The 25,427-nt window shown below is 69.0% G+C and carries 24 protein-coding genes; 8 read left to right on the forward strand and 16 right to left on the reverse strand.

Annotation, left to right across the window (positions count from 1 at the left end; genetic code table 11):
• Positions 1 to 23: 23 nt before the first annotated feature.
• The 3 genes from CAL26_RS00550 (at position 24) to CAL26_RS00560 (ending at position 4,839) form a co-directional block, all read left to right on the forward strand.
• Complete coding sequence (locus CAL26_RS00550) at positions 24 to 2,081, forward strand: hydantoinase/oxoprolinase family protein (protein ID WP_094845023.1); 2,058 nt, start codon at positions 24 to 26, stop codon at positions 2,079 to 2,081.
• The gene (locus CAL26_RS00555; RefSeq protein WP_094845024.1) at positions 2,074 to 3,786 is read left to right on the forward strand and encodes a hydantoinase B/oxoprolinase family protein; all 1,713 of its coding nucleotides are present in this window, start codon (positions 2,074 to 2,076) and stop codon (positions 3,784 to 3,786) included. Before CAL26_RS00550 ends, CAL26_RS00555 begins: the two co-directional genes overlap by 8 nt.
• 201 nt (positions 3,787 to 3,987) lie before the next feature.
• The gene (locus CAL26_RS00560; RefSeq protein ID WP_094845025.1) at positions 3,988 to 4,839 is read left to right on the forward strand and encodes an oxidoreductase; all 852 of its coding nucleotides are present in this window, start codon (positions 3,988 to 3,990) and stop codon (positions 4,837 to 4,839) included.
• Positions 4,840 to 4,846: 7 nt separating this feature from the next.
• Here CAL26_RS00560 and CAL26_RS00565 read toward each other — a convergent pair whose 3' ends face one another.
• From CAL26_RS00565 to CAL26_RS00590, 6 genes are all read right to left on the reverse strand, one after another.
• Complete coding sequence (locus tag CAL26_RS00565; RefSeq protein WP_094845026.1) at positions 4,847 to 5,176, reverse strand: DHCW motif cupin fold protein; 330 nt, start codon at positions 5,174 to 5,176, stop codon at positions 4,847 to 4,849.
• A gap of 74 nt (positions 5,177 to 5,250) precedes the next feature.
• The gene (locus CAL26_RS00570) at positions 5,251 to 8,175 is read right to left on the reverse strand and encodes a hypothetical protein (RefSeq protein ID WP_143277327.1); all 2,925 of its coding nucleotides are present in this window, start codon (positions 8,173 to 8,175) and stop codon (positions 5,251 to 5,253) included.
• 109 nt (positions 8,176 to 8,284) lie between these two features.
• Entirely contained in the window at positions 8,285 to 9,820 is a 1,536-nt protein-coding gene (locus CAL26_RS00575) for a DHA2 family efflux MFS transporter permease subunit (RefSeq protein WP_094845943.1), read from the reverse strand.
• 32 nt (positions 9,821 to 9,852) lie between these two features.
• Positions 9,853 to 10,953: an HlyD family secretion protein gene (locus CAL26_RS00580; RefSeq protein ID WP_094845028.1), complete on the reverse strand. Its 1,101-nt coding sequence runs from the start codon at positions 10,951 to 10,953 to the stop codon at positions 9,853 to 9,855.
• Positions 10,954 to 11,025: 72 nt separating this feature from the next.
• Complete coding sequence (locus tag CAL26_RS00585) at positions 11,026 to 11,577, reverse strand: winged helix-turn-helix transcriptional regulator (protein ID WP_094845029.1); 552 nt, start codon at positions 11,575 to 11,577, stop codon at positions 11,026 to 11,028.
• 203 nt (positions 11,578 to 11,780) lie between these two features.
• Positions 11,781 to 12,263, reverse strand: coding sequence for a YajQ family cyclic di-GMP-binding protein (locus tag CAL26_RS00590; RefSeq protein ID WP_094845030.1), 483 nt, complete (start codon positions 12,261 to 12,263; stop codon positions 11,781 to 11,783).
• A gap of 105 nt (positions 12,264 to 12,368) precedes the next feature.
• Between CAL26_RS00590 and CAL26_RS00595 the strand changes: the two genes are divergently transcribed.
• A complete protein-coding gene (locus CAL26_RS00595) occupies positions 12,369 to 12,887 on the forward strand; it encodes a DUF2127 domain-containing protein (protein ID WP_094845031.1) in 519 nt (172 codons plus the stop codon).
• Between the two features lie 9 nt (positions 12,888 to 12,896).
• Here CAL26_RS00595 and cysW read toward each other — a convergent pair whose 3' ends face one another.
• The 8 genes from cysW to CAL26_RS28785 form a co-directional block, all read right to left on the reverse strand.
• Positions 12,897 to 13,727 carry a sulfate ABC transporter permease subunit CysW gene (gene cysW / locus CAL26_RS00600; protein WP_094845032.1) on the reverse strand — a complete coding sequence of 277 codons (831 nt, stop codon included), beginning with the start codon at positions 13,725 to 13,727 and terminating at the stop codon, positions 12,897 to 12,899.
• Between the two features lie 18 nt (positions 13,728 to 13,745).
• Entirely contained in the window at positions 13,746 to 14,588 is an 843-nt protein-coding gene (cysT, locus tag CAL26_RS00605; RefSeq protein WP_094845033.1) for a sulfate ABC transporter permease subunit CysT, read from the reverse strand.
• Between the two features lie 125 nt (positions 14,589 to 14,713).
• Entirely contained in the window at positions 14,714 to 15,718 is a 1,005-nt protein-coding gene (gene cysP, locus CAL26_RS00610) for a thiosulfate ABC transporter substrate-binding protein CysP (protein WP_094845034.1), read from the reverse strand.
• Positions 15,719 to 15,850: 132 nt separating this feature from the next.
• Positions 15,851 to 16,651, reverse strand: coding sequence for an NAD(+) diphosphatase (gene nudC, locus CAL26_RS00615; RefSeq protein WP_094845944.1), 801 nt, complete (start codon positions 16,649 to 16,651; stop codon positions 15,851 to 15,853).
• Between the two features lie 57 nt (positions 16,652 to 16,708).
• On the reverse strand, positions 16,709 to 17,203 hold the full coding sequence (locus CAL26_RS00620) for a peroxiredoxin family protein (RefSeq protein ID WP_094845035.1): 495 nt from the start codon (positions 17,201 to 17,203) through the stop codon (positions 16,709 to 16,711).
• Positions 17,204 to 17,241: 38 nt separating this feature from the next.
• A complete protein-coding gene (locus tag CAL26_RS00625; RefSeq protein ID WP_094845036.1) occupies positions 17,242 to 17,985 on the reverse strand; it encodes a BON domain-containing protein in 744 nt (247 codons plus the stop codon).
• Entirely contained in the window at positions 17,982 to 18,575 is a 594-nt protein-coding gene (locus CAL26_RS00630) for a phosphoheptose isomerase (protein ID WP_179283270.1), read from the reverse strand. Before CAL26_RS00630 ends, CAL26_RS00625 begins: the two co-directional genes overlap by 4 nt.
• A gap of 11 nt (positions 18,576 to 18,586) precedes the next feature.
• On the reverse strand, positions 18,587 to 19,195 hold the full coding sequence (locus tag CAL26_RS28785; RefSeq protein ID WP_094845038.1) for a YraN family protein: 609 nt from the start codon (positions 19,193 to 19,195) through the stop codon (positions 18,587 to 18,589).
• Positions 19,196 to 19,237: 42 nt separating this feature from the next.
• On the opposite strand from CAL26_RS28785, the gene rsmI reads away from it, so the two are divergent.
• Complete coding sequence (rsmI, locus tag CAL26_RS00640) at positions 19,238 to 20,170, forward strand: 16S rRNA (cytidine(1402)-2'-O)-methyltransferase (RefSeq protein WP_094845039.1); 933 nt, start codon at positions 19,238 to 19,240, stop codon at positions 20,168 to 20,170.
• A 40-nt stretch (positions 20,171 to 20,210) separates the two neighbouring features.
• The gene (locus CAL26_RS00645; protein ID WP_094845040.1) at positions 20,211 to 20,840 is read left to right on the forward strand and encodes a methylated-DNA--[protein]-cysteine S-methyltransferase; all 630 of its coding nucleotides are present in this window, start codon (positions 20,211 to 20,213) and stop codon (positions 20,838 to 20,840) included.
• 102 nt (positions 20,841 to 20,942) lie between these two features.
• On the opposite strand, the gene CAL26_RS00650 is transcribed toward CAL26_RS00645, so the two are convergent.
• Together CAL26_RS00650 and rapZ are read right to left on the reverse strand one after the other, a co-directional pair.
• Complete coding sequence (locus CAL26_RS00650) at positions 20,943 to 22,091, reverse strand: septal ring lytic transglycosylase RlpA family protein (protein ID WP_094845041.1); 1,149 nt, start codon at positions 22,089 to 22,091, stop codon at positions 20,943 to 20,945.
• Positions 22,088 to 22,960, reverse strand: coding sequence for an RNase adapter RapZ (gene rapZ / locus CAL26_RS00655; RefSeq protein ID WP_094845945.1), 873 nt, complete (start codon positions 22,958 to 22,960; stop codon positions 22,088 to 22,090). The genes CAL26_RS00650 and rapZ overlap by 4 nt, the downstream gene beginning before the upstream one ends.
• Before the next feature lie 243 nt (positions 22,961 to 23,203).
• On the opposite strand from rapZ, the gene CAL26_RS00660 reads away from it, so the two are divergent.
• Complete coding sequence (locus CAL26_RS00660; protein ID WP_094845042.1) at positions 23,204 to 23,962, forward strand: c-type cytochrome; 759 nt, start codon at positions 23,204 to 23,206, stop codon at positions 23,960 to 23,962.
• A gap of 10 nt (positions 23,963 to 23,972) precedes the next feature.
• Positions 23,973 to 25,427, forward strand: a complete 1,455-nt coding sequence (locus CAL26_RS00665; protein WP_094845043.1) for a c-type cytochrome — start codon at positions 23,973 to 23,975, stop codon at positions 25,425 to 25,427.

Genomic DNA, 25,427 nt, shown 5'->3' on the forward strand with positions numbered 1-25,427 from the left:
ACTCATTTCAGGAAGACAACGATATGTACCGTATCGGCATAGACGTCGGCGGGACGTTTACCGACTTCACCATGATCGACGAAACCGCCGGGGTGGTGCATTTCCACAAGGTGCCGTCCACCCCCGACGATCCGTCGCGCGCCATCGCCACCGGTATCGCCGGCCTGCTGGAGATGCACGGCGTCGAGCCCGCGCAGGTCTCGCACGTGGGCCACGGCACGACGGTCGCGACCAACCTGATCATCGAGCGCAAGGGCGCGCGGGTCGGCCTGATCACGACGCGCGGCTTTCGCGACGTGCTGGAAATCGGTCGCCAGACCCGCCCGCACCTGTACGACTACGGCGTGGGCAAGCCGCCCGTGGCCGTGCCGCGCCAGTTCCGTATCGAAGTCGGCGAGCGCGTGCAGGCCACCGGCGAGGTACGCGAGCCGCTGGACGAAGCGGCGGTGCGCGACGCGGCGCGCTATTTCAAGGAACAGGGCATCGGCGCCGTCACCATCTGCTTCCTGCATGCCTATCGCAATCCGGTGCACGAACAGCGCGCCCGCGAAATCGTCGCGCAGGAAATGCCGGACGCCTATATCAGCCTGTCCAGCGAAGTGCTGCCCGAATTCCGCGAGTACGAACGCCTGTCGACCACGGTGCTGAACGCCGCCGTCGGCCCGCGCATGGCGGGCTATCTGGAGCGCTTCCTGCAGCGCGTTCGCGAGCTGGGCATCCCGCACGAGCCGCATACGGTGCATTCCAATGGCGGGCTGATGTCCATCGCCAGCGTGCGCCAGTTCCCGGTGCGCACCTGCCTGTCCGGCCCGGCGGCCGGCGTGGTGGGCGCCGCCGCGGTGGGCCGGGTGATCGGCAGTCCCAACCTGGTCACGTTCGACGTCGGCGGCACCAGCACCGACGTATCGCTGATCGTCGACGGCAAGCCGCTGTTCACGTCGCATCGCCACGTCGCGGGCTATCCCGTCAAGACGCCCATGGTCGATATCCACGTCATCGGCGCGGGCGGCGGCAGCATCGCCTGGATGGACGATGCGGGCGCGCTCAAGGTCGGCCCGCACAGCGCCGGCGCGGTGCCCGGCCCCGTGGGCTACGGCCGGGGCGGCGTCGAACCCACCATCACCGACGCCGAGATCGTGCTGCAGCGCCTGAACCCGGTGTCGCTGCTGAACGGCCGCATGCCGGTCCATGCGGAGGCCGCGCGCCAGGTCATCCAGGAAAAGGTGGCGCTGCCGCTGGGACTGGGCATCGAGGACGCCGCCGAAGGCATCCTGCGCATCGCCACGGCCAACATGAGCCGTGCCATCCGCGCCGTCTCCACCGAGCGCGGCTACGACCTGTCGCGCTTCGCCCTGTTCGCCTTCGGCGGCGCGGGACCGTTGCACGCCGTGGAAGTCGCGGAAGAATGCGGCATCCCGCGCGTGATCGTGCCGCAGGAACCGGGCACCATGTGCGCGCGCGGCATCCTGCTCAGCGACATTTCCTTCGACTTCGTGCGCAGCGAGATCGCGCTGGCGAATCCCCAGAACTGGGTTCGCGTGGCGGCCATCTTCGAGTCGCTGCGCCAGCAGGCCGACGAATGGCTGGCGGCGGAAGGCGTGGCGCCGGACCTGCGCGCCGCGCATTGCGCCATCGACGCACGCTACGAAGGGCAAAACTTCGAAGTGCAGGTGCCGCTGGACGACATCGCGGAAAGCGGCTTCCAGGAATTCCTGTCGCGCTTCGCCCAGGCGCATATGCGCGAATACGGTTACGACGTGGACGACCGCGCCATCCAGATCATCAACTGCCGCGTGCAGGCCACCGGGCAGGTCATCAAGGCCCCGCTGTCGCCGCGCACCGTGCGCGGCACGGTGGCCGAAGCGCGCATCGGCGCGCGCGACACCTGGTTCGGCGCCGCCCATGGCTGGCTGGAGGCGCCCGTCTACGACCGCGGCCGCCTGCCCACCGGCGTGTCCTTCCAGGGCCCCGCCCTGGTCGAGGAAATGAGCTCCACCACCGTGATCGGCGTCGACCACCATGCGGTGGTGGACGATTACGGCAACCTCATCATTACCCTGCAAGGCAACGCAAATGGCTGAACCTACCCGCACGGACGATGTGCTGGCCGATCCCATCGGCATGGAAGTCTTCTGCAACCGGCTGCTGTCGATCACGGAAGACATGAACAACACGCTGGTGCGCGCGTCGTTCTCCACCAACATCAAAGAGCGCAAGGACTGCTCGGTGGCGCTGTTCGACGCCCTGGGCCGGCTGGTGGCCCAGGGCACGCAGATCCCCCTGCACCTGGGGTCGCTGAACGGCGCCATGCAGGCCATCCTGGAACGCCATCCCGTCGACACCATCCAGGAAGGCGACATCTTCATCTGCAACGATCCCTACCTGGCCAACGGCAGCCACCTGCCGGACATCAACATCGTCACGCCGGTGTTCTGGGAAGGGACCTTGCGCTTCTTCGCGGCCAACATCGCCCACCATTCCGACGTTGGCGGCCCCGTGCCTGGTTCCATCGCCGGCGGCTTGAATTCCATCTTCGCCGAAGGCATCCGCATCCCGGTCACCCGCATCGCGCGCGCCGGCCAGATGGACGAGGACCTGCTCAACCTGATCTGCGCCAATACACGCGACCCGGAAGAGCGGCTGCTGGACCTGCGCGTGCAGATGGCCACCAACCGGCGCGGCACCGCGGCCATGCAGGGCCTGATCCGGCAGATGGGCCTGCAGGCCGTGCTGGATTCCGTGGACGACGTGATCCGCTACACCCGCCGCCGCCTGCTGAACCGCATCGCCGAGCTCAAACAGGGCAGCTATACCTTCCAGTCCGACCTGGACGACGACGGCCTGGGCGGCGATCCGGTGCGCATCCAGGTGACGTTGACGGTGCACCCGGACCGCCTGCATTTCGATTTCACCGGCTCGGGGCGGCAGGCGCGCGGCGCCATGAACCTGCCCGTGAACGCGCTGCGCGCATCGGTGTACTACGCGGTCAAGGCGCTGCTGGATCCGGAGATCGCGCCCAACGCGGGGCTGTTCGAACCGATCGACATCCATGCGCCGCTGGGCACCATCACCAATCCGGAGCATCCCGCGGCCGTGGGCGCGCGTTCGATCACCGCGCAGAAGGTCGCCGGGGCGATATTCGGCGCCTTCCGCGGCCTGCTGCCGCCGGAAAAAATCATGGCGTCGGGCAACGATTGCTGCCCGGCCATCGTGTTCTCCGGCAAATGGTCGACGCGGCCGGGCCAGTTCGTCTACCTGGAAACGCTGGGCGGCGGCGCGGGCGCGCGCCACGATAGCGACGGCATGGATGCCGTGCACGTGCACATGACCAACACGTCCAACCTGCCGGTGGAAGCCCTGGAAAACGAGTATCCGCTGCTGATGGACGAGTACGCGATGATTCCCGATTCGGGCGGCGCGGGCCGTACGCGGGGAGGCCTGGCCATCGCCAAGCAGATCAGCGCGCTGGTGCCGGGCATCGTGTTTTCCGCGCGTTCGGACAGCCATACCGTCGGCGTGGCGACCGGGGTCGATGGCGGCCTGGAAGGCCGTCGCGCGCGGCTGGTCCGCAATCACGGCACCGACCGGCAGGAAGAGCTGTTCTCCAAGACGGCGAATATCGTGCTGGACGCCGGTGAAAGCGTGCGCATCGAAACGCCCGGGGGCGGCGGCTACGGCGCGCCCGCGCTGCGCACGCCCGAGCGCGTGCGGCGGGATCTGCTGGATGGCAAGATCAGCGAGTCCACGGCGCACGACGTCTATGGGGCGTCCGCCAAGTCCGCCTGAGCCATGGGAGGGCCGGCTGCCTGGTCATGGGAGAGCCGGCGCGTCCCTCCTGCACCTTGCGGCCTGCCTTGCCATCGTGCCCCACCGTGGCCGGCGGCAAGGCGACGGCCTGATGCCCCAGCGGTTGCGACGGGCGCGGCGCGTGCGCTAGCCTGGGCCGATCGGCCGCGGCCAGCGCGGCCCCCCTCTGGAGATCGCCCCATGTCGACCGCTACGCAGGATTCCCCCGTCTGGTTCATCACCGGCTGCTCGACCGGCTTCGGCCGAGCCCTGGCGCAGGCCCTCATCGCGCGCGGCTGGCCGGTGGTGGCGACCGCGCGCAACGCGGCCCGGCTCGACGATCTGGTGCGGCAGGCGCCCGACCGCGTCCTGGCCGTGGCGCTGGACGTGACCGACGGCGCCGCCATCGACGCGGCCGTGCGCGCGGCGCGCGAACGTTTCGGCCGCATCGACGTGCTGGTCAACAATGCGGGCTACGGCTATCAATCCACGGTCGAGGAAGGCGCCGAGGCGGAAATCCGCGAGCAGTTCGACGCCAATGTCTTCGGCCTGTTCGCCATGACCCGCGCGGTGCTTCCCGGCATGCGCGAGCGGCGGCGCGGCCACGTGATCAATATCACCTCCGTCGCGGGTCTCGTGGGCTTCCCCAGCTCGGGCTACTACGCCGCATCCAAGCACGCGGTGGAAGGCTTTTCCGATGCGCTGGCGGCCGAGGTCGGCCCGCTGGGAATACAGGTCACCTGCGTGGAGCCGGGGCCTTTCCGTACCGACTGGGCCGGACGTTCGCTGCGGCAGACGCCGACGCGGATCGCCGACTATGCCGACAGCGCGGCCAGGCGGATGGAGGCCACGCGGCAGAACAGCGGCAAGCAGATCGGCGATCCCGACCGGGCGGCGCAGGCGATGATCCATATCACCGAAATCGACACCGCGCCGCGCCATCTGGTCCTGGGCGCGTTCGGGGTGAAGGCCGTGACGGACAAGCTCAAGGAACGGCTGGCGCAGATCGAGCAGTGGCGGGACGCCGGGCTGGCCGCGGATTTCCCCGCGTAGGCGGAGGTCAGTCGACGATGAACAAGGTGGCGCCGGTTTCGGTGGACGACCGGTGCGCTTCGGCGTTGTCCGCCACCTGATAGCTCATGCCCGGCCGCAAGGTGAAGGTCCGCCCATCTTCGAGTTCGGTATGCAATTCCCCGGACAGGCACAGCAGGATATGCCCCTTGCTGCACCAGTGATCGGCCAGGTATCCCGCCGTATATTCGACCATCCTGACCCGGATATCGCCGAACTGGCGCGTGCGCCACAGCGCCTTGCCGGTCACGCCGGCATGCTCGGTCGTTTCAACGGTCGACCAATCGGTCGTGCCAAAGGGGATGTCGGAAAGCTTCATGGTGGAATGTGGCCCAGGTCCGCGCACGGCGCGCGTGTCTGCGTGCCATTGTAGAGCTGGCAGCCGCGCGGGCCTCATCGCGGCCGCTGGCGTTCGACCAACCTGTAGCGCAGGTCCACCGTTTCCCGCAGGCCATGCATGCGGCCTTGCGCGTCCATGGCCAGCACGAAACACGCGGCGACGAAACTGCACGACGGATCCAGGGCGCGTCCATCCATTCGCGGCAGGCTCGCGCTTCCGCGCCAGGTCAGGAATACGTCCACGCTGTACTCGCCGTTCGCCTCGCGCCGCACACGATATTCCGTGGCGGCGGGTGGAGACGAGGGAAATCGGGCGCGCGCACCGTCCGGCAAGTGCAAGGGCAGGGGTTCCGGCGCCGCCGCCATCGCGGCCATATAAGCGTCCGCGACGCCACCATGCAGGCAATTCAGCAGCGCCCCCATGGCGCTGCCGGCCAGCTCCCGCAAGGCATGCATGGCCGCGCCCATGGTGGCCAGCCTGGCGTCCTTCTCCAGGCGTACGGCAAAGCCCGGGCTGCATATTGTTTCGCCTCGCGCATTCACGCCTTCCACCGCCAGGGCCATGCCGGGACCGTCGATCATGTCGCGTGCGAAACGTTCGTCCACCAGGAACCAGGTGGGCGTGCCATCGCCGGCATATAACTGGATCGAGCGGGCGTCCTGCCCGTGGTCACCGCCACCGCCGTCGTGCCCGAACGCCGCATGCAATCGCGCTTCCAGCGCCGCATGCATCGCGCGGCTGACACAGGGTCGTGCGATGCGGTCCTGCGCGTCCCACTCCACGCCATATTCGCCTGCCAGCACCGCGCGCAGGGCAGGTGCGTCGATGCCGGCGTCCGCGGTCGGCCCGACATCGCCCGGCCCGCCACCGCCCGACTCGTCCTTGCCCTGGACGGCGTCATGCAGATGGTTGCAAAGCCTGCCCGCGATGGTCAGCCGCGCGGCGCAGCGATCCAGCCGTACCGCCTCGTCGCGCGGCTGGCGGGAGATCCAGTCCGCCAGCGCGAACAGGGGTTCGAGCAAGGTCTCGCCCTCGATCCCGGATCGCGCCACCGCCTGGCGCGCGGCCGCGTCGGGCCAGGCGGGATGCGTGCGTGCGATGCGCGCCACCGCCTGTCTCACGATGCCGGCGGTCAGCGCATCGTTCGCGTCCGCGGAAGACTCCGCCCCCATCGCCAGCCGGCGCTCGTTCAACCGCACCAGGATGTCGGCCAGGTCGCGCAGTCGCGCATGGGTATCGACGATGCTGCTGCCCGCCCGCGGTTCCGCGGCGTCGGCCAGGTCCGCCGGATCCTGAAGCGCCAGCGTCGCCAGCAACGCATCCATCGCCTGATCCGCGCGCGCGGGTATCCCCGACCGCAGCGCGATGGCCGCCTTCAATGCATCCTTGCCCGGCAGCGTGCCGTAGCCCGACAGGATGGGCACCGCCTGCCGCAGCTGGCCCAGTTCCGCGTCCGAGAGCCCGCGCAGCGCGCTGACGCCGTCGTCGCGGGATCCATCCGGCAGCATGGCGCGCACGCGCGCCAGCACGTGGCGCAGCGAGTCTTCCAGCGCCGGCGGTATCGCGAGGTTGAAGGCCTCCAGGGTCGCGTCGAGTTCACGCAGTGCGCCCGCCAGCGCGCCCAGCCGGTGGATTGCCACGGTCCGGTCGCTCAACGCGACGGCATCGTGCAGCGCGGCCAGCGCGGCATGCGCGGATCGCATGTCGGCCGCGAGCATGTCCGCTTGCACGGAATCGATCAGCGCGGTGACCGACGCATCCGAGGCCCTCGCGCCGCTGGCGACGGCCAGTGACGACTTGATGGACGACAGTTCGCGCGCCGGCAATGCCCGCAGGCCCTGGCCGCGCCAGGTTTCGGGCAAGTGGCGCAGTACCTGCAGCAATACGTCCGTGCGTACGTTGGCGCGCAGCAGGTTGGCGTTGTGCAGCTTGCCGGTCAGCACGATGGCGGCATTGTCCAGTTGCGTGTACACGGACCGCATGGCGTCGCCCAGGCGGCCGGGATCGACGACGCGTTCGACCATGCGCGCGGTGCGCGCGGCCACCACGCGCTTGCGGCCGTCGAGTTGCAATTGCAGGGCGTCGCGCCAGCTCGCGAGCGCACTGCCTTCGCATGCCTGGATGAAGGCGAGCGCCGCTCGCATCCGCGGCGCGTCGGCGCCGTGGCGCTCGTCCCGCGCCGACAGGTCGGGCCAGGCCTGCGCGGCGAGCTGCCCCAGTTCATCGTCCGACAGCAGGTCCAGCGTGTACGACAGGATGCGCGCGGGCGACCGCGAGGCCGACGACAGCCAGAGCCCTATCCCGTGCAGCTGTTCCAGCGTGGCCCGCACCTTGTCGGCGGCGTCCTCGGTTTGTTCCTGTATGACCAGCAGTCGTCCGAGCAGGGGCGTGGCCATGCGCTCGGCCAGCGTGTCGGCCACCGCCTGCTCCAGCGCATCCAGCAGGTGGTTGGCGATGCCGCGCAGCCTGCCGTTCTGGCGTTCGGCCAGCGCGCGCGTCACCGGCCGTGGCGCGTTCAGATCGTTGTACAGCTGGGAGAGTTCTTCGGGCTGCTCGATTGTGGAAAGGCAGCGACGCAGTATCGCCATCACCACGGTCTGCGCGAGCTCGTGTCCTTGCGGCAGGGCGGCCACGCAGGCCGCGCCCAGCAGCCGGGCGCCGTGCCCGGGCCGCAGGTCGTCGATCTCGCGCCGCTTCCATTGGTCGATGAAGCGGTGCATGGACACGGCGAGCCGCGCTTCCGCGCGCTCCGTCCGCATGGCGGCGCGATGCGTCTTGCTGGCCAGGAAGTACCGGATGGTGTAGCTCAGCACGCCGTCGGCGGGGCGTGTCGGGCCGGGGCGGCATGCCTGCGATGCGCGCCGCCGTCCGTTCGCACGGACGCTTGCCGGCAGGGTTGCGGCATGGCGGGCGGTGTCGGGTGGCGTGAATTGCGAGGGGCGGTCGGGCAGCGTGCGGCTGCAGCCTGGCAAGGACATGGATGCTGCTCCGCTTGGGCGACGTGGGTGGGTGTCGCCGGGCTGGCGCGTGTTCCGGTGCATGTTCCGGAACATGCACCAGGTTCCCCGCAGGCGGCGTGGCGCCTGATTAATGCGCGTCGGCCGACGGCGCCTTGGGCGGCTGCACCTTGCGCATCAATGGCACCAGGGCGGTGGCGAAGACGAAGCAGGCCATGATGACCAGGAAGGCATCGGAATAGGCCAGCGTCTGCGCCTCCCGGTACGCCAGCGACCACAGGCGGCTCAGCCCCGCCGTCACCGGGTCGACCGCCCAGTCCGCCGCCTGCGCCGTCATGCGCGCCAGGGCCTCGTTCATGGCTTCATTGGTCGTGTTCAGATGCTCGGCCATGCGATAGAAGTGCAGGTTGGTGCGGTCGTTCAATATCGTCGCGCACACGGCGATGCCGATCGCGCCGCCCAGGTTGCGCATCAGGTTGAACAATCCCGAGGCCAGCTTCAACCGCGCGGGCGGCAGGCTGCCCAGCGTCAGCGTGACCGTCGGCGCGACCGCGAACTGCTGCGCCATGCCGCGAAACGCCTGCGGCAGCAGCAGTTCGGCGGAGCCCCAGTCATGGGTGATGGGCACGAAATTCCACATCGAAAACGCGAAGCAGGCCAATCCCGCCATCAGCAGCCAACGCAGGTCGACGCGGTTGGCCAGCATCGTGTACAGCGGGATGGACATGATCTGGAACGCGCCGGTCGAGAAGATGGCCGTGCCGATCTGCAGCGCGCTGTAGCCGCGCACGTGGCCCAGGAACAGCGGCGTCAGGTAGATGGTGGCGAAGATGCCCACGCCGGTGGTGAATGAGAACACGCACCCCAGGGCGAAATTGCGGTCCTTGAGCGCCCGCAGGTCGACGATGGGCTGCGCATAGGTCAGCGTGCGCCAAATGAACGCGATGCCGGCCACCCCGGAGATCCAGGCCGTGGTCAGGATGGTCGGGTCGTCCAGCCAGTCCCAGCGCGGGCCTTCTTCCAGCGTGTATTCCAGGCAGCCCAGGGACAGCGCCAGCAGCACCATGCCGATATAGTCGGCGCCGCGCAGCAGCGACGGCTCCGGCCGGTCGATGCGCACGAACAGCGGCACCATGACGGTCACGAAGATGCCCGGCACCAGGTTCACGAAGAACAGCCAGTGCCACGAATAGTTGTCCGTGATCCAGCCGCCCACGGTCGGTCCCAGCGTCGGCGCCAGCGAGGCCAGCGCGCCGACCGTGGCGGCCGCCAGCACGCGCTGCGGCCCGGCGAAGAACGCGAACGCGGTGGTGAACACCAGCGGGATCATTGATCCGCCCAGGAAGCCCTGCAGGGCCCGGAACGCGATCATGCTCTGGATGTTCCAGGCCCAGCCGCACAGCAGGCTGGCCACCGTGAAGCCCGCGGCCGACGCCGCGAACAGCCAGCGCGTCGACATGACGCGCGCCAGCCAGCCGGACAGCGGGATGACGATGATCTCGGCGATCAGGTAGGCGGTCTGGACCCACACCGTTTCGTCGACGCCCGCCGACAGGCCGCCGCCGATGTCCTTCAACGATGCCGATACGATCTGGATGTCCAGCAGCGCGATGAACATGCCCGCGCACATGGTCGAAAAGGCGAAGACCTTCTCGGCGACGGACATGTCGGCGGGCGAGCGCAGCGCCCCGGCGGCGTTCACGGCTGCGTCCGTTCGTCGACTTCCGCCCGCACCGACAATCCCGGCCGCAGCAGGCCGAGTCGCGCGTCCGCGTCATCCAGCACGATGCGCACGGGCACGCGCTGCACGATCTTGGTGAAGTTGCCCGTGGCGTTCTCTGGCGGCAGGACGCTGAACTGGGCGCCCGTGGCCGGCGCCAGGCTGGCGACCTTGCCATGGAAGACGCGGTCAGGCACGACGTCGGCCACGATGCTGACGCGCTGCCCCGGCGCCATGCGCGCCAGCTGGCTCTCCTTGAAGTTCGCATCCACCCAAAGCCCGTTGGCCGGCACCAGCGACAGCAGCTGCGTACCGGCCGGCGCATAGGCGCCCTGGCGGGCGCGGCGATTTCCCACGGTGCCGTCCACGGGCGCGCGCACCTCGGTATAGCCCAGGTTCAGGCGGGCTTGCTCGCGGTCCGCCATGGCCTGCGCCAATGCGGCGCGCGCCTGGCCCTTGCGCGTGTCGATGACGTCCAGTTCGCGCTGCGCGGCGACCAGCGCGGCCTCGGCCTTCTGCTGGTTGGCCGCCGCCTGCTTGTAGTCGGCGTCCGCCTTCTGCCAGCTCTGCACCGACGCCGCCGCGCTGTTCGACAGGGTCTTGTAGCGGGCCTGGTCCTGGCGCGTGCGCACCGTTTCGGCCGCGGCGGCGGCGACGCCGGCGCGCGCCTGCAGGATCATGGCTTCCTGCAGGTGGCGATTGGCGTCCAGGTTGGCCAGCAGCGCCTGTTCGGCCGCCACGTTGCCCTCGGCTTTTTCCAGGGCCGCCCGATAGTCCCGATCGTCCAGCCTGACCAGCAGGTCGCCGGCGTGCACGGACTGGTTGTCGCCCGCCGCCACCTGGGCGATATACCCCGGCACCTTGGTGCCCATCACGGTGATGTCGCCGCCCACGTAGGCGTCGTCGGTTTCCTGGATATAGCGGCCTTCGGTCCACCAGTGGTAGCCGTACCAGGCGGCGACCACCACCGCCAGCAGGCCCACGGCCAGATAGAGACCCCGGCGGCCGCCCTTGCGGGCAGCGGACGGGGCGGAAACGGGGGCAACAGGAGGCGCGGCCGCGCTGGCGGTGGAGGACATGACGATCTCTGGGTAACTTGCGGCGTGTCGGGACGTGGTGCGATGGGGTGCGATGGATTCCGGCGGGTCTTCTCAGGTGGCGATCCGGTCGACGAAGCCGTCCGGATCGAAACGTTCGTCCGGCGTCAGGCCCTGGCGCTTGCGCGCCGCGAACTCCATCCGGTAGCGCGCGCGCGGCGTGGCGGCCGGTCCAGGCACCACGACGTAGTCGTCAGGACCCAGGACGCGGCCATTCGAGCTATCGACCAGCCGCTGTTCCACCGGCGCGCCGGTGTCCCGCGCGACCAGCATCATTGCCGGCCCCTCCGGCGAAAAGTGCCGTGTGCCCCAGGCCATCATGGCCACCATCACCGGCCGGAAGTCGTAGGCGATTGCGGTCGGCACGTATTCGTAGCGGGTCGGGTGCTGGCTATACGGCCGTTTTTCCAGGAGCCCGGCGCCGACCAGCTCTTCCAGGCGCCGCGTCAGGATGTTCGGCGCGATATCCAGGCTCTTGCGGAATTCGTCGAAGCGCGTCATGCCCTGGAAGGCGTCGCGCAGGATCAGCATGGTCCACCGCTCGCCGACCCGGGCCAGGCTGCGGGCGATGGGGCAGGGAACGGAAGCGAAATCGGTCGGCTGCATGGGGGCCTCACTTTCAAAGTGAAAGTGATAATAGGCTAGTAACTTGCAGTTTGCAAGTTACTTCGAGGGTCCGGGCCCTATTCGATTCGGGCCCTGCACGATCCAGGCCCTGCACGATCCAGGCCCTGGCGCGGCCCGGGCCATGGCGGCGGCCCAGGCCCAAGTCGTGACCCTCACGCCACCGCGGGCAGCCGCGCGCGGCGCTAGTCGCGGAAGTTCTGGAACTGCAGGGGCAGGTCGACGTCCGTCTTGCGCAGCAGCGCGATCGCCGTCTGCAGGTCATCGCGCTTCTTGCCCGTGACCCGCAGCTTGTCGCCGTTGATCTGGGTTTCCACCTTCAGCTTGGCGTCCTTGATGGCGGCGATCAGCTTCTTGGCGATGGGCTGTTCTATGCCCTGCTTGATGGTGACTTTCTGGCGCGCCCCGCCCAGGTTCACCAACGGATCGGCGGCGTCCATGCTGCGCGGATCGATGCCGCGCGAGGTCAGGCGGCCGCGCAGGATGTCCAGCATCTGCTTGAGCTGGAAGGCCGACGGCGCCGTCTGGGTGACGACGTACTCTTCGAGCTCGAACTTGGCGTCCGTGCCCTTGAAGTCGAAGCGCGTGGCCAGCTCCCGGTTGGCCTGGTCGACGGCATTGCTCAACTCGTGCTTGTCCACTTCGGAAACGACGTCGAAAGAAGGCATGATGGGATCCTCTGTAGATAATCGGGGCGATTTTCCCACGGCCGACGGGGCTGCGGAAAGCCGCTATGCTATGGAGCCACCACGACGCCTCCACCGAAACCGCCCATGAGCGCCCGCGAGCACGCCGCAACCGCCAGTCCCGCCAGCCATGTCACGGCGCGCCAGCGCGCGCAGCGCGCGATCGCCATGGTGGAGGCCGCCAAGGGCGTGGGCGCGCTGGCCGCCAGCATCGGCCTGCTGAGCCTGCTGCACCACGACCTGCGCCATATCGTCATCGTACTGATCGGGCATTTCAACCTGAATCCCGACGCGCGCTATCCCAGCGAGCTGCTGCACTACGCCTCGATCCTGCAGGACACCAGCCTGCGCACGCTGGTGGGGCTGGCCGGCGGCTACGTCACCCTGCGCCTGATAGAAGCCTATGGATTGTGGCGCGATCGCGCCTGGGGCGAGTGGCTGGGCGCGCTGTCCGGCGCCATCTACATTCCCCTGGAAGTCCGCCACCTGCTGCACCGGCCCAGCGTGCTGGCGGCCGGCGTGCTGCTGTTCAACATCGCCATCGTCGCTTTCCTGGCGTGGCAGCTGTGGCACCGGCGTCAGTCGCAGCGCGCCGCGCACGCCTGACGCGGCGGATCAGTGCGCCGGTCCGCGCACCGTCACGCGCTGGCCCCATTCCATCGCCGTCTTCACCACCATGGTCAGCAGCGCCATGCAGGCCAGCAGTGCCGCCGCCGTGAACGCCCCCACCGTCTTGTAATCGTCGTTCAACTGCTCGATCAGCAGGGGTAGCGTCACCGTCTTGCCGCGGATCGCGCCCGACACCACCGAAACCGCGCCGAACTCGCCCACCGCGCGCGCGTTGGTGATGATGGTGCCGTAGAGCAATGCCCATTTGATGTTCGGCAACGTGATGCGGCGGAATATCTGCCATCCGCTGGCGCCCAGCGTCAGGGCGGCGTATTCCTCGTCCGAACCCTGCGCCTGCATCAGCGGGATCAGGATGCGCGCCACGAAAGGCGACGTAACGAAAATCGTGACCATCACGATGCCGGGCCAGGCGAACATCAGCTGGATATCGTGCCGGCCCAGCCATCCCCCCACCGCGCTTTCCATACCGTAGACGACCAGATAGCACAGGCCCGCCACCACCGGCGACGTCGCGTACGGGATGTCCACCAGGGTGGTCAGTATCTGCTTGCCGCGGAAATCGTAGCGGGTCACGCACCAGGCCAGCAGGATGCCGAAGACCACATTGATCGGCACGGTCAGCACAGCCGCCAGCAGTGTCAGCCCGATCGCGTGGCGCATTTCCTCGTCGCGCAGGTTGTCGAACAGCGCGTGCCAGCCGGCCGACAGCGCCTGCTGGAAAATCAGCGCGAGCGGCAGCACCAGCAGCATGGTGGCGCCGGCGACGCCGATGGCGATCAGCGCCCACTGGCGCCAGTTGCTTGGGGTTTTACGCATGGGATGCCGTGCGCCTCCTTATCCTCTGCCTGGCCGCTGCCAGGGCAGCAGACGGCCCTGCAGCACGTGCAGGCCGAACAGCATCAGCAGCGACGCGGCCAGCACCACGGTGGCGATCGCCGACGCCGACGGATAGTCGAATTCCGATACCCGTACGAAGATCATCAGCGAGGTGATTTCGGTCTTGAAGGGAATGTTGCCCGCGATCATCACCACCGCCCCGAACTCGCCCAGGCTGCGGATGAACGCCTGCGACGCGCCGGTGAACAGCGCCGGGGTCAGGGCGGGCAGCAACACGCGCCACAGCGTCTGCCGGTCGTTGGCGCCCAGGGTGTGCGCGGCCTCTTCGTATTCCGGGCCGATCTCTTCCAGCACCGGCTGCACCGAGCGCACCACGAAAGGCAGGCTGGTGAAGATCATCGCCGACACCAGGCCCGGAAAGGCATACGAAATCTTGATCCCCGCCTGGGCGAAGCCGCTGCCTATCCAGCCGTTCGGCCCCAGCAGCACCGATAGCGTCAGCCCCGCCACGGCGGTCGGCAGCGCGAAAGGCAGGTCCACCAGGGAATCCAGGAACAGCCGGCCCGGAAACCGGTAGCGCACCAGGATCCAGGCCAGCAGCAGGCCGAACACCACCACGATGACCGTCGACAGCAGCGCGCCCAGCAACGTGACGCGGTAACTGGCCAGCACGCGCGGGTCGGTGATAGCCTGCCAGTACTGGGACGCCGTCATATCGCTGGTATAGGCCAGCAGCGCGGCGATGGGAAACAGGATCACCAGCGAGATGAACAGGCTGCTGACGCCGAAGCTCAGTCCGAAGCCTGGCAGCGTGGGTTGTTGTTTGAAGAAGCTCGCCATACCTGTCTGGGGAAAGCCGAACGGTCGCGCCGGCCGGGCCCGCCAACGCAAAGGCCCGCGCGGCGGCGGGCCAGTCTACACCATGTTCCGCGGCCGCCGGGATGGCGGCCGGCCGCGGGGCGCGATCAGGATTTGCCGGCCAGCAGCTGGTCCAGCACGCCGCCGTTCTTGAAATGCTTGTCCTGGATGTCGTCCCAGCTGCCCAGCTTCTGCGGATCCAGCAGCTCGACCTTGGGATAGCGGCTGGCGTTGGCCTTGATCACTTCGGGATCGCGGACGCGATAGTTGAAGCTGGCCAGCAGGCTCTGGATTTCCGGCGAATACTGGTACTGCAGGTAGGCTTCGGCCAGCTTGCGCGTGCCCTTGGCATCGACCACCTTGTCCACCACCGCCACCGGGAACTCGGCCAGCACGCTGACCGGCGGCACCACGACTTCCAGGCCCAGCGGCTTGAACTCGTCGCTGGCGGCGATATTCCGCACCTCGGATTCGAAGGTCAGCACCGCGTCGCCCTGGTTGTTCTGGGCGAAGGCCACCGTGGCGCCGCGCCCGCCGGTGGGGAAGCTTTCCACGTTGTGCAGCAGCTTGCCGACGAAGGCGCGCGTCTTGGCCTCGTCGCCGTTGAACTTCTGCTGCGCGTACAGCCACGCCGCCAGATAGGTGTAGCGGGCGTTGCCCGAGGTCTTGGGATTGGGGAACACCACCTTGACGTCGTCGCGCACCAGGTCGTCCCAGCTCTGGATGTGCTTGGGATTGCCCTTGCGGACCAGGAAGGCGATGGTGCTGTAGTAAGGCGAGCTGTTGCCCGGGTATTTCTTCTGCCAGTCCTTGGCGACCAGGCCGCGCTTGGCCAGGATGTCCACGTCCGGCACCTGGTTGAAGGTCACCGTGTCGGCCTTCAGGCCCTGCAGGATGGCCTGCGCCTGGCGCGACGTGCCGCCGAAGGATTGCTCCACCGTGATCGTTTCGCCGGTTTTCTCTTTCCAGTACGCGATGAACTTGGGATTGATCGCGGTGAAGAGTTCCCGCGCGACGTCGTACGAGGAATTCAGCAGGGTCTGGGCCGAAGCGGCGCTCGCACCCAGCAGCAGGGCGGCGGCGATCGACGTGGCGATTAGGCGCTTGATCAAGTAAGGCTCCACGGGAAAACGGTGGCGTTCGAGATGAACGGCCGACGCATCATGCCAAGGGGGCTTATTTGCTCAAACGACTTAATTCTGTTTTATATATTCTTATTGGTTATAAAGAAGCCGTCTGCGCCCTCAGGGCGCATCGTGAGGGATCGCGCCGGGCGGCAGGTGCGCGCGGATCAGCGAACCCGCCACCGAGTCGGTCGGCGGAATATCGGGCAGCCGTTCACCCGGCCCATACCATTGGGCGTCGACGATTTCCTGGCCGTCCACGCGTATGTCACCCCCGTCGTACTCGGCCGTGAACGCCAGCATCAGCGAATGCGGGAAGGGCCAGGACTGGCTCTTGAAGTACTTCAGGTCCCGTACGCGCAGGCCGACTTCTTCCTCGACTTCCCGGTGCACGGTGGCTTCCAGCGATTCGCCGGCTTCGACGAAGCCCGCCAGCGCGCTGTAGCGGCCGGCCACGAAATTGGCATTGCGCGCCAGCAGGATGCTGTCGCCCTTGCGGATCAGCACCATCATGGCGGGCGAAATGCGCGGGTAGGCCGACAGGCCGCAGTTCGGGCAGCGCATGCAGAACTCATGGGCCACGCGCACCGTCGGCGTGCCGCAGTGGCCGCAAAACCGGTGGGTCCGCGCCCATTCGGCGATCTGGAACGCCCGTCCGGCCACCGCCGCGACGTCCTCGCCCAATACCGGGAACATTTCGCGCAGCCGCTTGAAGACATAGCCGGCCGGCGCCGCCGCGTCGCGCGCCAGGGCCGCGCTGACACAGGCCTGGCCCAGGTGCTCGCCCATGGCCTGCCACTGGATGTCCGCCGCCCAGTCGTGACCGTGCAGATCGTCCCCTGGCAGCGCCAGGTCGTCGGCGCGCACCAGGAGCTCGCTGCCGCGGAAGACGAACACCCGTCCGGCGGGCGTGACGACCATCGCGGCGTTGTCGGAAGAGGAGATTGCGGAGTGATCGGCCATGGCGGTTGCCCGGGTTCAGCCCGCGGCCAGGGCCTTTTCGATCTCGGCGTGGAATTCCTTGGGATCGTACTCGCCCAGATAGCGCTTGATGATCCTGCCCTGCTTGTCGATCAGGAAAGCGGTCGGGGTCAGCCGCACGTCGCCGAAGGCCTGCGCCGCCTTGCCCTGCGTGTCCAGCGCCACCGTGAAGGGCAGCTTGCGGGTCTGGGTGTAGTTCAGCACGTAGTTGGGCGGGTCGTATTGCATGGCGACCGCCACCGTCTGGAAGCCCTTGGGCGAATAGCGGTTGTAGTCGGCGATCGTGTCGGGCATCTGCTTGATACAGGTGACGCAGTCGGTCGCCCAGAACTTGACCAGCACGACCTTGCCGCGCAGATCCTGCATCGACACCTTGCCGCCGTCGATGGACGCGAAGGTGACGTCCGGCGCGGCCTGCGCCGGGCGCAGCACGAACCAGCCCGCGATGCCCGCAAGCACCACCACCATGACCGCGACAACGAGCTTTTTCATCCGAATTTCCCTAGAGCTAAGGCCCACCTGCACCGGATCTACCGGATCGGCATCGCCTGGGCGCCGCCGCCGGCCGGGGCGGACGACGTCTCCGCCGCGCCATTGCCGGTCTCGATCGGCGCGCGCTGCGCTCCGGTATCCGCGGGCGCCGGCGCGTTTCCGCTGGAACCGCCCGACAAGCGCACCGCGTCCTCGCGGCTGATGATGTCGAACAGTTTAACCACCTTGGCCACCCCGCTGACGCCGGCCGCGGCGTTGGCCGCATATTCTCCTTCGGCCTGGGTTACTTTCCCCTGAAGATAGACCACGCTCTTGTCGACGGTGATCGAAATCGACCCGGAAGGCACGTACCTGGTATTGATCAACTCGGTGCGGACCTTGGACGCCAGCCAGGTGTCGTTGGACCGGACGCTGAAGCTGGCGGCCGGACCGACGGTCAGCTGGTTCACCACTTTCCTGACCTTTTCCACCCGGGCCAACTGGGTGGCCTCGGCCTTGATCGCGTCGTTGGGCACTTCGCCCGTCAGCAGCACGACGCCTTCGTAGGTACTGGCGTTCACGCGCGCGGCATCGCCGGCTTTCTCGGAAATATTGTGTTCGGCCTTGAGGCTGATGCTCTGGTCGTCCAGCTGCGTACCCGAGGTGCGGCGGTCCGTCGCCACCACGGCGCCGCCGGCGGCGGCCGCGCCCACCACCACCGGCGCGCAGGCCGTCAGAGTGAGGACGGACGCGGTCAGCGCGGCGGCCAGGGCGATGGCGGGGAATCGGGGCTTGAGTGTCATTCGGTGTCTCCCAGCAGTAAGGCATCGATACCGTCGCACAGGGCATGCAGCAGCACGATGTGCGCTTCCTGGATACGCATGGTGCGATCGTTCGGCACGCACAGATGGACGTCGTGCGCCGTCATGAGTTCCCCGGTGACGCCGCCTTCCTTGCCGGTCAGCGCGATCACGTGCATGTCGCGTTGCTGCGCGGCCTGGACGGCCCGCACCACATTGGGCGAATTGCCGCTCGTGGTGATCGCCAGCAGGACGTCGCCCGGCTGGCCCAGCGCATTGACCTGGCGTTCGAAAACGTCGTCGAAGCCGTAGTCGTTGCCCACGGCGGTCAGGATGGATGTGTCGGTATTCAACGCCAGGGCCGCCAGCGGCAGCCGCTCGCGTTCGAAGCGGCCGACCAGCTCGGCGACGAAGTGCTGCGCGTCGGCGGCCGAGCCGCCATTGCCGCAGGCCAGCACCTTGCCGTTGTTCGTCAGGGCGTGGAACAGCACGTCCACGGCCACGCCCAGCGTATCGGCCAGCACGTCGCGGCTGGCCTGGAGTGTGGCGATCGCATTATTGAAGTGCGACACCATGCGAGTCGTCATATCGATCATGGCGCGGATTATCTCATGGCGACATCGAAGGCGTGCCGCAGCCAGCAGGGCGTTTCGCCATCGAAGGCGACCACGTCGAAACGCACCGCCGGCGGGCGGCCGCCCCAGTGGCGCGCCGCCAGGGCCGGCAGCAGGCAGCAGGCCGCGCGGATCAGCCGCGCCTGCTTGTCCGGTCCCACGCTGGCGGCCGCGCCGCCGTAGTTGGGGTCGCCGCGCGCCCGCACTTCCACCAGCACCAGGGTGTCGACGTCGCGCAGCGCCAGGTCGATTTCGCCGGCGCGGCAGCGCAGATTGCGCGCCAGCGGGCGCAGGCCGGCCTGCCTGAGCAATGCCAGCGCCTGGTCTTCGTAACGGCTGCCGATCCGCTGCGTGGGCGACAGCCGGCCCGGCACGCCGCCGGGCGGGTCCGATCCGCCCGGCCCACCCGATCCACCCGGCCTATCCGGATCGCCCGGTCCGGCCGATTCCGCCGACCCATGTCCGTCGAGCCACGTCACCTCGATGGCGGCGCCCTTGTTCGCGGGGCGTTGCGCCCGCGCCCGGCGGCGCCGGCGCAGCCGCAGCGCCTGGGCGCGGCGGGCCGATTCGAACAGCGGGTCGGGGATGTCCTGGGCCATAAGCCACTACACTGGCAGCGTCAGCCAGGTATTTCTCCCGTAATGAACGAAACTGTCACCCAGCCGGCAGGCGCCGATGCCTGGCGCCGCGTCGCCGAACGCGTCGCCGGCCAGCAATGGCCGGCCGCCACCCTGTACGTCGTGGCCACGCCCATCGGCAATCTCGGCGATCTCGGCCTGCGCGCCTGGGAAGCGCTGGTCCGCGCCGACGTCATCGCGGCCGAGGACACCCGCGAAAGCCGCACTTTGATGGACGCCTGGGGGATCGGCACCCCGCTGATGGCCGCCCATCGCCACAACGAGGCGGCGGCCGCGCAGGCCATCTGCGAGCGGCTGGCGCAGGGCCAGCGCGTCGCCCTGGTGTCGGATGCCGGCGCGCCCGCCGTCAGCGATCCGGGCGCGCGCATCGTGCGCGCCGTCCGGCAGGCCGGCCATGCCGTCGTGCCCATCCCCGGCCCCAGCGCCGTCATCGCGGCCCTGATGGCCAGCGGCGTGACCTCCGATGAAAATCCCGCTTTCGTGTTCGCCGGTTTTCCGCCGGCCAAATCGGCCGCGCGCCAGCGCTGGCTCGCGCAATGGGGCGGCGTGCCCGCGCCGGTGGTGATGTTCGAATCGCCGCACCGCGTGGCCGCCACGCTGGCCGATATGCTCGCCACCCTGGGCCCGGAGCGGGAAGTCACGGTGGCCCGCGAACTGACCAAGCGCTTCGAGGAAATCGCCACCATGGCGCTGGACCAGGCCGGCGACTGGCTGCGGGCGCAGCCGCACCGGGGCCAGGGCGAATTCGTGCTGATCGCGCACGCCGCGCCGGCGCCGGATGCCGACGCGGCCCTGGTCGATCCCGCCACCGACACGCTGCTGGACGCGCTGCTGGAGTCCGTCTCGGTGCGCGACGCCGCCCGCATCGCCGCGCGCGTCAGCGGTTTGCCGCGCGATGTCCTCTACGCCCGGGCGCTGGCGCGCAAGCCGGCGTAAAGGCGGCATGAGAACGGCGTGAGAACGTCATGAGAACGGCATGACCCCGGCGGCCGTCACCCGTATCGTCGACACCCCCCTTGGCCCGATGCTGCTGCAGGCGGAAGGCAGCGCCCTGACCGGCGCATGGTTCGTCGGCCAGCGCGACTGTCCCGCCGTCCCCGCTGGCCTCGCCGAACCACCGGCCAATGCCCTGGCGGCGGGTGATGGCCGTGGCGTGGCGGCCGCGCTTGCGCGCTCCGAATCCGGCCGCGCAAGCGGCGCGTCTTCCGTCCTGGATCACGCAGCGCGCGAGCTCGCCGACTATTTCGCCGGCCGCCGGCGCGAGTTTTCGCTGCCGCTGGCGCCGCGCGGCACGCCCTTCCAGCGCCGCGTCTGGGATGCCCTGCGGGATATCGGTTTCGGTGAATTGGAAAGCTATGGCGACCTGTCGATGCGCTGCGCGCAGTCCGCCGCCGTGCGCGCCGTCGCGCAAGCCGTCGGCCGCAATCCCATCTCCATCTTCATTCCCTGCCATCGGGTCATCGGCGGCAAAGGCGCGTTGACCGGCTTCGGTGGCGGGTTGCCCCGGAAGCAGGCCTTGCTGAAGCTGGAAGGGCATCTCTACGCCAGCGCCACGCCGGATGCGAAGCGCATCACCGCGGATCCGCGCCAGGGCTTGCTCTGGTAGCCGAGCCGGCTGAGCCACGACCCGGCGGCTGATGAGCGCCGGCCGCACCTAGCCGGCCGCGCCTGGCCGGCCGCACCTGGCCGACCGCACCTGGCCGGCCGGCTATCGCGTGGCGATCGTCGGCGAAATCCCCGTGCTGCTGGATACCGTCGGCACCGCCGACATCGCCGCATTGCGGTCGGCGTAAGGCCCGACCCGCACGCGGTACAGCTGCCCGGCCTGTTCCACCGTCGCCGGCGGCAGGCCCGCGGCCGTGAGCGGTCCGTTCACGCGCGCCGCCAGCGACTGCGCGTTCGCCGGCTGGCTGAACGCCCCCAGCTGCAGATAAACCGAACCCGAGCCCGCCGGCCCCTGCGCGGCGGCAGGCGAGGCGATCACCGGCGCCGCCGCCGTGGCCGCGGGCGGCAAGGGCGTGGGGCCGCTGGCCACGCCGCCACGACCCGGCGGCAGGCCGTTCATCGCGGTCCCGCCCACCGGCGCCGAGGGCGCCGACGGCAAGGGCATCGCCGTGGGCGTTTCGCCAGCCGACAGCACGACCGGGACCGGCACGGAGACGTCGGAGCCCGTCAGGGCGCCCGGCTCCGCGCCACCTCCCGCCGTCGAGCCAGCGCCACCGGCCACGCCCGCGCCCGCGCCACCCACCGCCACGGCGGCCGCCGCGCCCGCGCGCCGGCCGCTTTCACGCTCCGCCACCATGCGCCGCACTTCGTCCGGCAGTATCCGTTGCACCGTGACCTCGCCGCTGCCCGGTCCGATGATCCCCAGCTTGTAGGCCGCGACATAGGAAAGATCCATGATGCGGTTGTCATGGAACGGCCCCCGGTCGTTGACGCGCACGATGATGGTCTTCCCATTGATCGCGCTCGTCACGCGCGCATAGCTGGGAATCGGCAGCGTGGGGTGGGCCGCCGTCATGGCGTACATATCGTAGGGCTCGCCTATCGACGTCGAATTGCCGTGGAACTTCTTGCCATACCAGGATGCGATGCCGCGCTGCGTGTACGGCTGATCGCCCGTCATGGGCACATACCGCTTGCCGAACACCACGTAAGGCTTGTTGGCGCCGCTCGCCAGCGGTTCGATGCGCGGCTCGGCGTCCGGGACCGCGGCCAGATTGCCGGGCGGATTGGCGTCGGGACCGTCGTCCTGGTAGTAGCCGCCGCGCTTGCGGCCTCCGGTACTGGAACAACCCGCCACCACCGCGGCCAGCAACGCGATGACAAGTAGATTGCGCAGGTGCCGGAACGTCATGCGTGTTCTTCGGGGAGTTGGGTGCGGTGTCGGACCAGCAAGGGGCGGTGATCGGCGAAGCGCTGCGCCAGCTGCTCGACGACATAGACGGAGCGGTGCTGCCCGCCGGTGCAGCCGATCGCGACGGTCAAATAGCTGCGCGTGTCTTCCATATAGCGCGGCAGCCATTTGCGGATGAAATTCGTGATGTCGTCCGTCATCTGCCGCACGGTATCGAAGCTGGCCAGGTAGGCGGCCACCGGCGCATCGCGCCCCGTCAGCGGACGCAGCGCGGGATCGTAATAGGGGTTGGGCAGGCAGCGCACGTCGAACACCAGGTCGGCGTCGCGCGGCACGCCGCGCTTGAACGCGAAGGATTCGAAGGTCAGCACCACCGCCTGGCGGTCGGCCTGGACCAGGTCGCGGATCCAGGCGCGCAACTGCCCCGGCGTCAGCTCCGAGGTGTCGATGACGTGTTCCTGGTCGCGCAACGGGGCCAGCATTTCGCGTTCGACGCGGATGCAGTCGAGCAGCGAAGCCGCCTTGCCGCTGCGCTGCAGCCGGTCCGTCAAGGGGTGGCGGCGGCGCGATTCCGAATAGCGCTGCACCAGCGTGCTGGTGTCGGCATCCAGGAACACGACGCGTATGCGCGTGCCCACGGCGCGCAGCGCGGCGATGGTGGTGGGCAGTTCCGCCAGTTCGCCGGGCGAGCGCACGTCGATCGCGACGGCGACGCGCGCCATATCGTCATCGCGCGCGCTGGCGATGAAGTCGGACAGAAACCGTACGGGCAGGTTATCGACGCAGGTATACCCAGAGTCCTCCAGCAGCCGCAGGGCGACCGATTTGCCGGAGCCGGATATGCCGGTGATGAGGACGACGCTGAACATGGGCATGATTGTGGCACGATTTGTGTGGCGAAATTCGCGTCATGGGGCGCATCTGTAACTGATATGCCCGTAAACTGCCCGACTTGCCCCTGTTCCGTTTTTCCGCATCCCGGCCTAATTCCATATCCATACAAAAAGGCGCGATCGATGGGAGTCTCCAGGATTTGCCCTGCCGCCCCGGCGGCCTTATCCGTGCCCGTGCCCGGGGTCCGGAGCGTGGTCCGGCCCACCACCCGGTCCGTGATGAAAGCCGCGCTCGCGCGCGTCGTCGCCGCCGTGCTGGGCGCGCTTGCCGTCGCGGCGGGATCCTCGGTCCACGCGCAGGCTTCAAACCCGGCAACCCACCCGGCATCAGGCTCCGCATCGGATCAGGCGCCCCTGGAACCCGGCAGCATGCGCGCCCGCGTGGCGGCCTGTACCGCCTGCCATGGCGAACAGGGCCGCGCCGGCCCCGATGGCTATTACCCGCGCCTGGCCGGCAAGCCGCGCGATTACCTCTTTCACCAGCTGCAGAATTTCCGCGATGGCCGTCGCCAGTACGCCCCGATGACGCATCTGCTGCGCAATCTGCCCGACGACTACCTGCGCGATATCGCCGCCTATTTCGCCGACCAGCACGTGGCCTATGCCGCCCCGGTCCCGGCGGACGTCGGCGCCGCCATGCTGGAGCGCGGCCGCCTGCTGACCACGGCCGGCGACAAGGGCCGCGGCGTGCCGGCTTGCGCGGCCTGCCATGGCGCCAGCCTGGGCGGCGCGGCGCCGGCCATTCCCGGCCTGCTCGGCCTGCCGCGCGATTACCTGCTGGCGCAGATCGGCAGCTGGCGCAGCGGCACCCGCCGCGCCGCCGAGCCGGATTGCATGGCGCATGTGGCCCGCCAGATGAACCCCGAAGACATCGCGGCCGTCGCGGCCTGGCTGTCGTCGCAGCCCGTGCCCGCCGCGTACCAGCCCGAGCCGCCTGGCTCCATCGCCCTGCCGGTGTCGTGCGGCAGTCAGGAATAGCGTTTACTTCATGACTACATCTCAGCCCGATCCCGCGCGCGCCGGCGCCGGCCACGCGAACCGCATTTCCCGTCACCGCGTCGGCCGCGCCGTCGCCCGTGCCGGCGCCCGCATCGCCGTCGCGCTGCTGCTGATCGCGGCGGTTGGCGTGGCCGCGCTCGCGTGGCGCGGTTATCGCGAGGATGCGTCCACCGGTCCCTCGCACGCCATCGCGGATCCCGCGCAGCGCGTCGCCTATGGCGCCTACCTGGCCAGGGTGGGCGACTGCATGGCCTGCCATACCGTGCCGGGCGGCCAGCCGTATGCGGGCGGCGCCGCGATCCCGACGGCCTTCGGGACCTTCTACGGGCCCAACATCACGCCGGACGCCACGCATGGCATCGGCGGCTGGACGGCGGACGATTTCTGGCGCGCCTTGCATCAGGGCAAGTCGCCATCGGGCAGCCTGCTGTACCCGGCGTTTCCCTATACCGAGTACACGCGTGTCAGCCGCGCGGATGCCGATGCGATCTTCGCCTACCTGCGTACGGTCCCGCCGGCGGCGCGGCCCAGCCGGCCGCATGAGCTGGATTTTCCCTATGGCTGGCGGCCCTTGCTGGCGCTGTGGCGAGGCCTGTACTTCCGGCCGGGCGTGCATGCGGACGCCGATGCCGGCGCGGCCTTGAGCACCACCGTCAGCACCACCGTCAGCAGCGCCCCCGCCACTGCCGCCGCCGGCACCATCACCATCACCGGCACCGGCACCGGCGCGCCCGGCGCCACGCTGGCGCGCGGCCGTTACCTGGTGGACGGGCTGGGGCATTGCATCGCCTGCCATGCGCCGCGCAACGCCCTGGGCGCCACGCCCGGCAAGGCCGGACTCTCGGGCGGCGTCATCGACGGCCTGGGCTGGTATGCCCCGCCGCTGGACGGCGATCCCGACCATGGCCTGGGCCGCTGGTCTGAAACCGATATCGCGGCCTTGCTGCAGGCCGGGGTCAGCCCCCACGGCACCGCGTCGGGCCCGATGGCCGAAGTCGTCAGCGGCAGCACGCAATTCCTGACCGACCCCGATGCCCGCGCGATCGCGGCATACCTGAAATCCTTGCCGGCCGCGCCTGCCGCCATGCAGGCCAGCGCGCGCGAAGCCACGAGCCTGCGGCGCGGCGGCGCGCTCTACGAACAGCATTGCACCCAATGCCATGCCGCCGATGGCCGCGGCAAGGGGAGCGCGTGGCCGGCGCTGGCCGGCAACATCAGCGTCACCGCGCCGTATCCCGGCAACGTCATCCACATGGTGCTGGATGGCGGCTTCGCGCCCGCGACCCGCGGCAATCCGCAGCCGCACGGCATGCCGCCCTTCGGCCAGACGCTCAGCGACGACGACGTCGCCGCCGTGGTGACCTATGTGCGCAACAGTTGGGGGAATGCGGCGGGCGGCGTCACGTCGCTGCAGGTCAAGCAGGCACGCGCCGCGGGCGGCTGA

This window comes from Bordetella genomosp. 9 (assembly GCF_002261425.1).
Classification (GTDB): Bacteria; Pseudomonadota; Gammaproteobacteria; order Burkholderiales; family Burkholderiaceae_B; genus Bordetella_C.

What these genes read in the sequence shown, in the direction of transcription:
- CAL26_RS00620 (WP_094845035.1), bottom strand. Translation starts at nt 17,203, where the DNA reads ATGAAAAAGCTCGTTGTCGCGGTCATGGTGGTGGTGCTTGCGGGCATC.
- rapZ (WP_094845945.1), bottom strand. Translation starts at nt 22,960, where the DNA reads ATGTTCAGCGTCGTCCTCATCACCGGCATATCCGGCTCCGGCAAATCG.
- CAL26_RS00550 (WP_094845023.1), top strand. Translation starts at nt 24, where the DNA reads ATGTACCGTATCGGCATAGACGTCGGCGGGACGTTTACCGACTTCACC.
- CAL26_RS28785 (WP_094845038.1), bottom strand. Translation starts at nt 19,195, where the DNA reads ATGGCCCAGGACATCCCCGACCCGCTGTTCGAATCGGCCCGCCGCGCC.
- rsmI (WP_094845039.1), top strand. Translation starts at nt 19,238, where the DNA reads ATGAACGAAACTGTCACCCAGCCGGCAGGCGCCGATGCCTGGCGCCGC.
- CAL26_RS00560 (WP_094845025.1), top strand. Translation starts at nt 3,988, where the DNA reads ATGTCGACCGCTACGCAGGATTCCCCCGTCTGGTTCATCACCGGCTGC.
- nudC (WP_094845944.1), bottom strand. Translation starts at nt 16,651, where the DNA reads ATGGTCGTCACGCCCGCCGGACGGGTGTTCGTCTTCCGCGGCAGCGAG.
- CAL26_RS00570 (WP_143277327.1), bottom strand. Translation starts at nt 8,175, where the DNA reads ATGTCCTTGCCAGGCTGCAGCCGCACGCTGCCCGACCGCCCCTCGCAA.
- CAL26_RS00625 (WP_094845036.1), bottom strand. Translation starts at nt 17,985, where the DNA reads ATGACACTCAAGCCCCGATTCCCCGCCATCGCCCTGGCCGCCGCGCTG.
- CAL26_RS00665 (WP_094845043.1), top strand. Translation starts at nt 23,973, where the DNA reads ATGACTACATCTCAGCCCGATCCCGCGCGCGCCGGCGCCGGCCACGCG.
- CAL26_RS00555 (WP_094845024.1), top strand. Translation starts at nt 2,074, where the DNA reads ATGGCTGAACCTACCCGCACGGACGATGTGCTGGCCGATCCCATCGGC.
- CAL26_RS00565 (WP_094845026.1), bottom strand. Translation starts at nt 5,176, where the DNA reads ATGAAGCTTTCCGACATCCCCTTTGGCACGACCGATTGGTCGACCGTT.
- cysW (WP_094845032.1), bottom strand. Translation starts at nt 13,727, where the DNA reads ATGCGTAAAACCCCAAGCAACTGGCGCCAGTGGGCGCTGATCGCCATC.
- CAL26_RS00650 (WP_094845041.1), bottom strand. Translation starts at nt 22,091, where the DNA reads ATGACGTTCCGGCACCTGCGCAATCTACTTGTCATCGCGTTGCTGGCC.
- CAL26_RS00585 (WP_094845029.1), bottom strand. Translation starts at nt 11,577, where the DNA reads ATGCAGCCGACCGATTTCGCTTCCGTTCCCTGCCCCATCGCCCGCAGC.
- CAL26_RS00575 (WP_094845943.1), bottom strand. Translation starts at nt 9,820, where the DNA reads ATGTCCGTCGCCGAGAAGGTCTTCGCCTTTTCGACCATGTGCGCGGGC.
- CAL26_RS00590 (WP_094845030.1), bottom strand. Translation starts at nt 12,263, where the DNA reads ATGCCTTCTTTCGACGTCGTTTCCGAAGTGGACAAGCACGAGTTGAGC.
- cysT (WP_094845033.1), bottom strand. Translation starts at nt 14,588, where the DNA reads ATGGCGAGCTTCTTCAAACAACAACCCACGCTGCCAGGCTTCGGACTG.
- CAL26_RS00595 (WP_094845031.1), top strand. Translation starts at nt 12,369, where the DNA reads ATGAGCGCCCGCGAGCACGCCGCAACCGCCAGTCCCGCCAGCCATGTC.
- CAL26_RS00645 (WP_094845040.1), top strand. Translation starts at nt 20,211, where the DNA reads ATGACCCCGGCGGCCGTCACCCGTATCGTCGACACCCCCCTTGGCCCG.
- CAL26_RS00580 (WP_094845028.1), bottom strand. Translation starts at nt 10,953, where the DNA reads ATGTCCTCCACCGCCAGCGCGGCCGCGCCTCCTGTTGCCCCCGTTTCC.
- CAL26_RS00660 (WP_094845042.1), top strand. Translation starts at nt 23,204, where the DNA reads ATGAAAGCCGCGCTCGCGCGCGTCGTCGCCGCCGTGCTGGGCGCGCTT.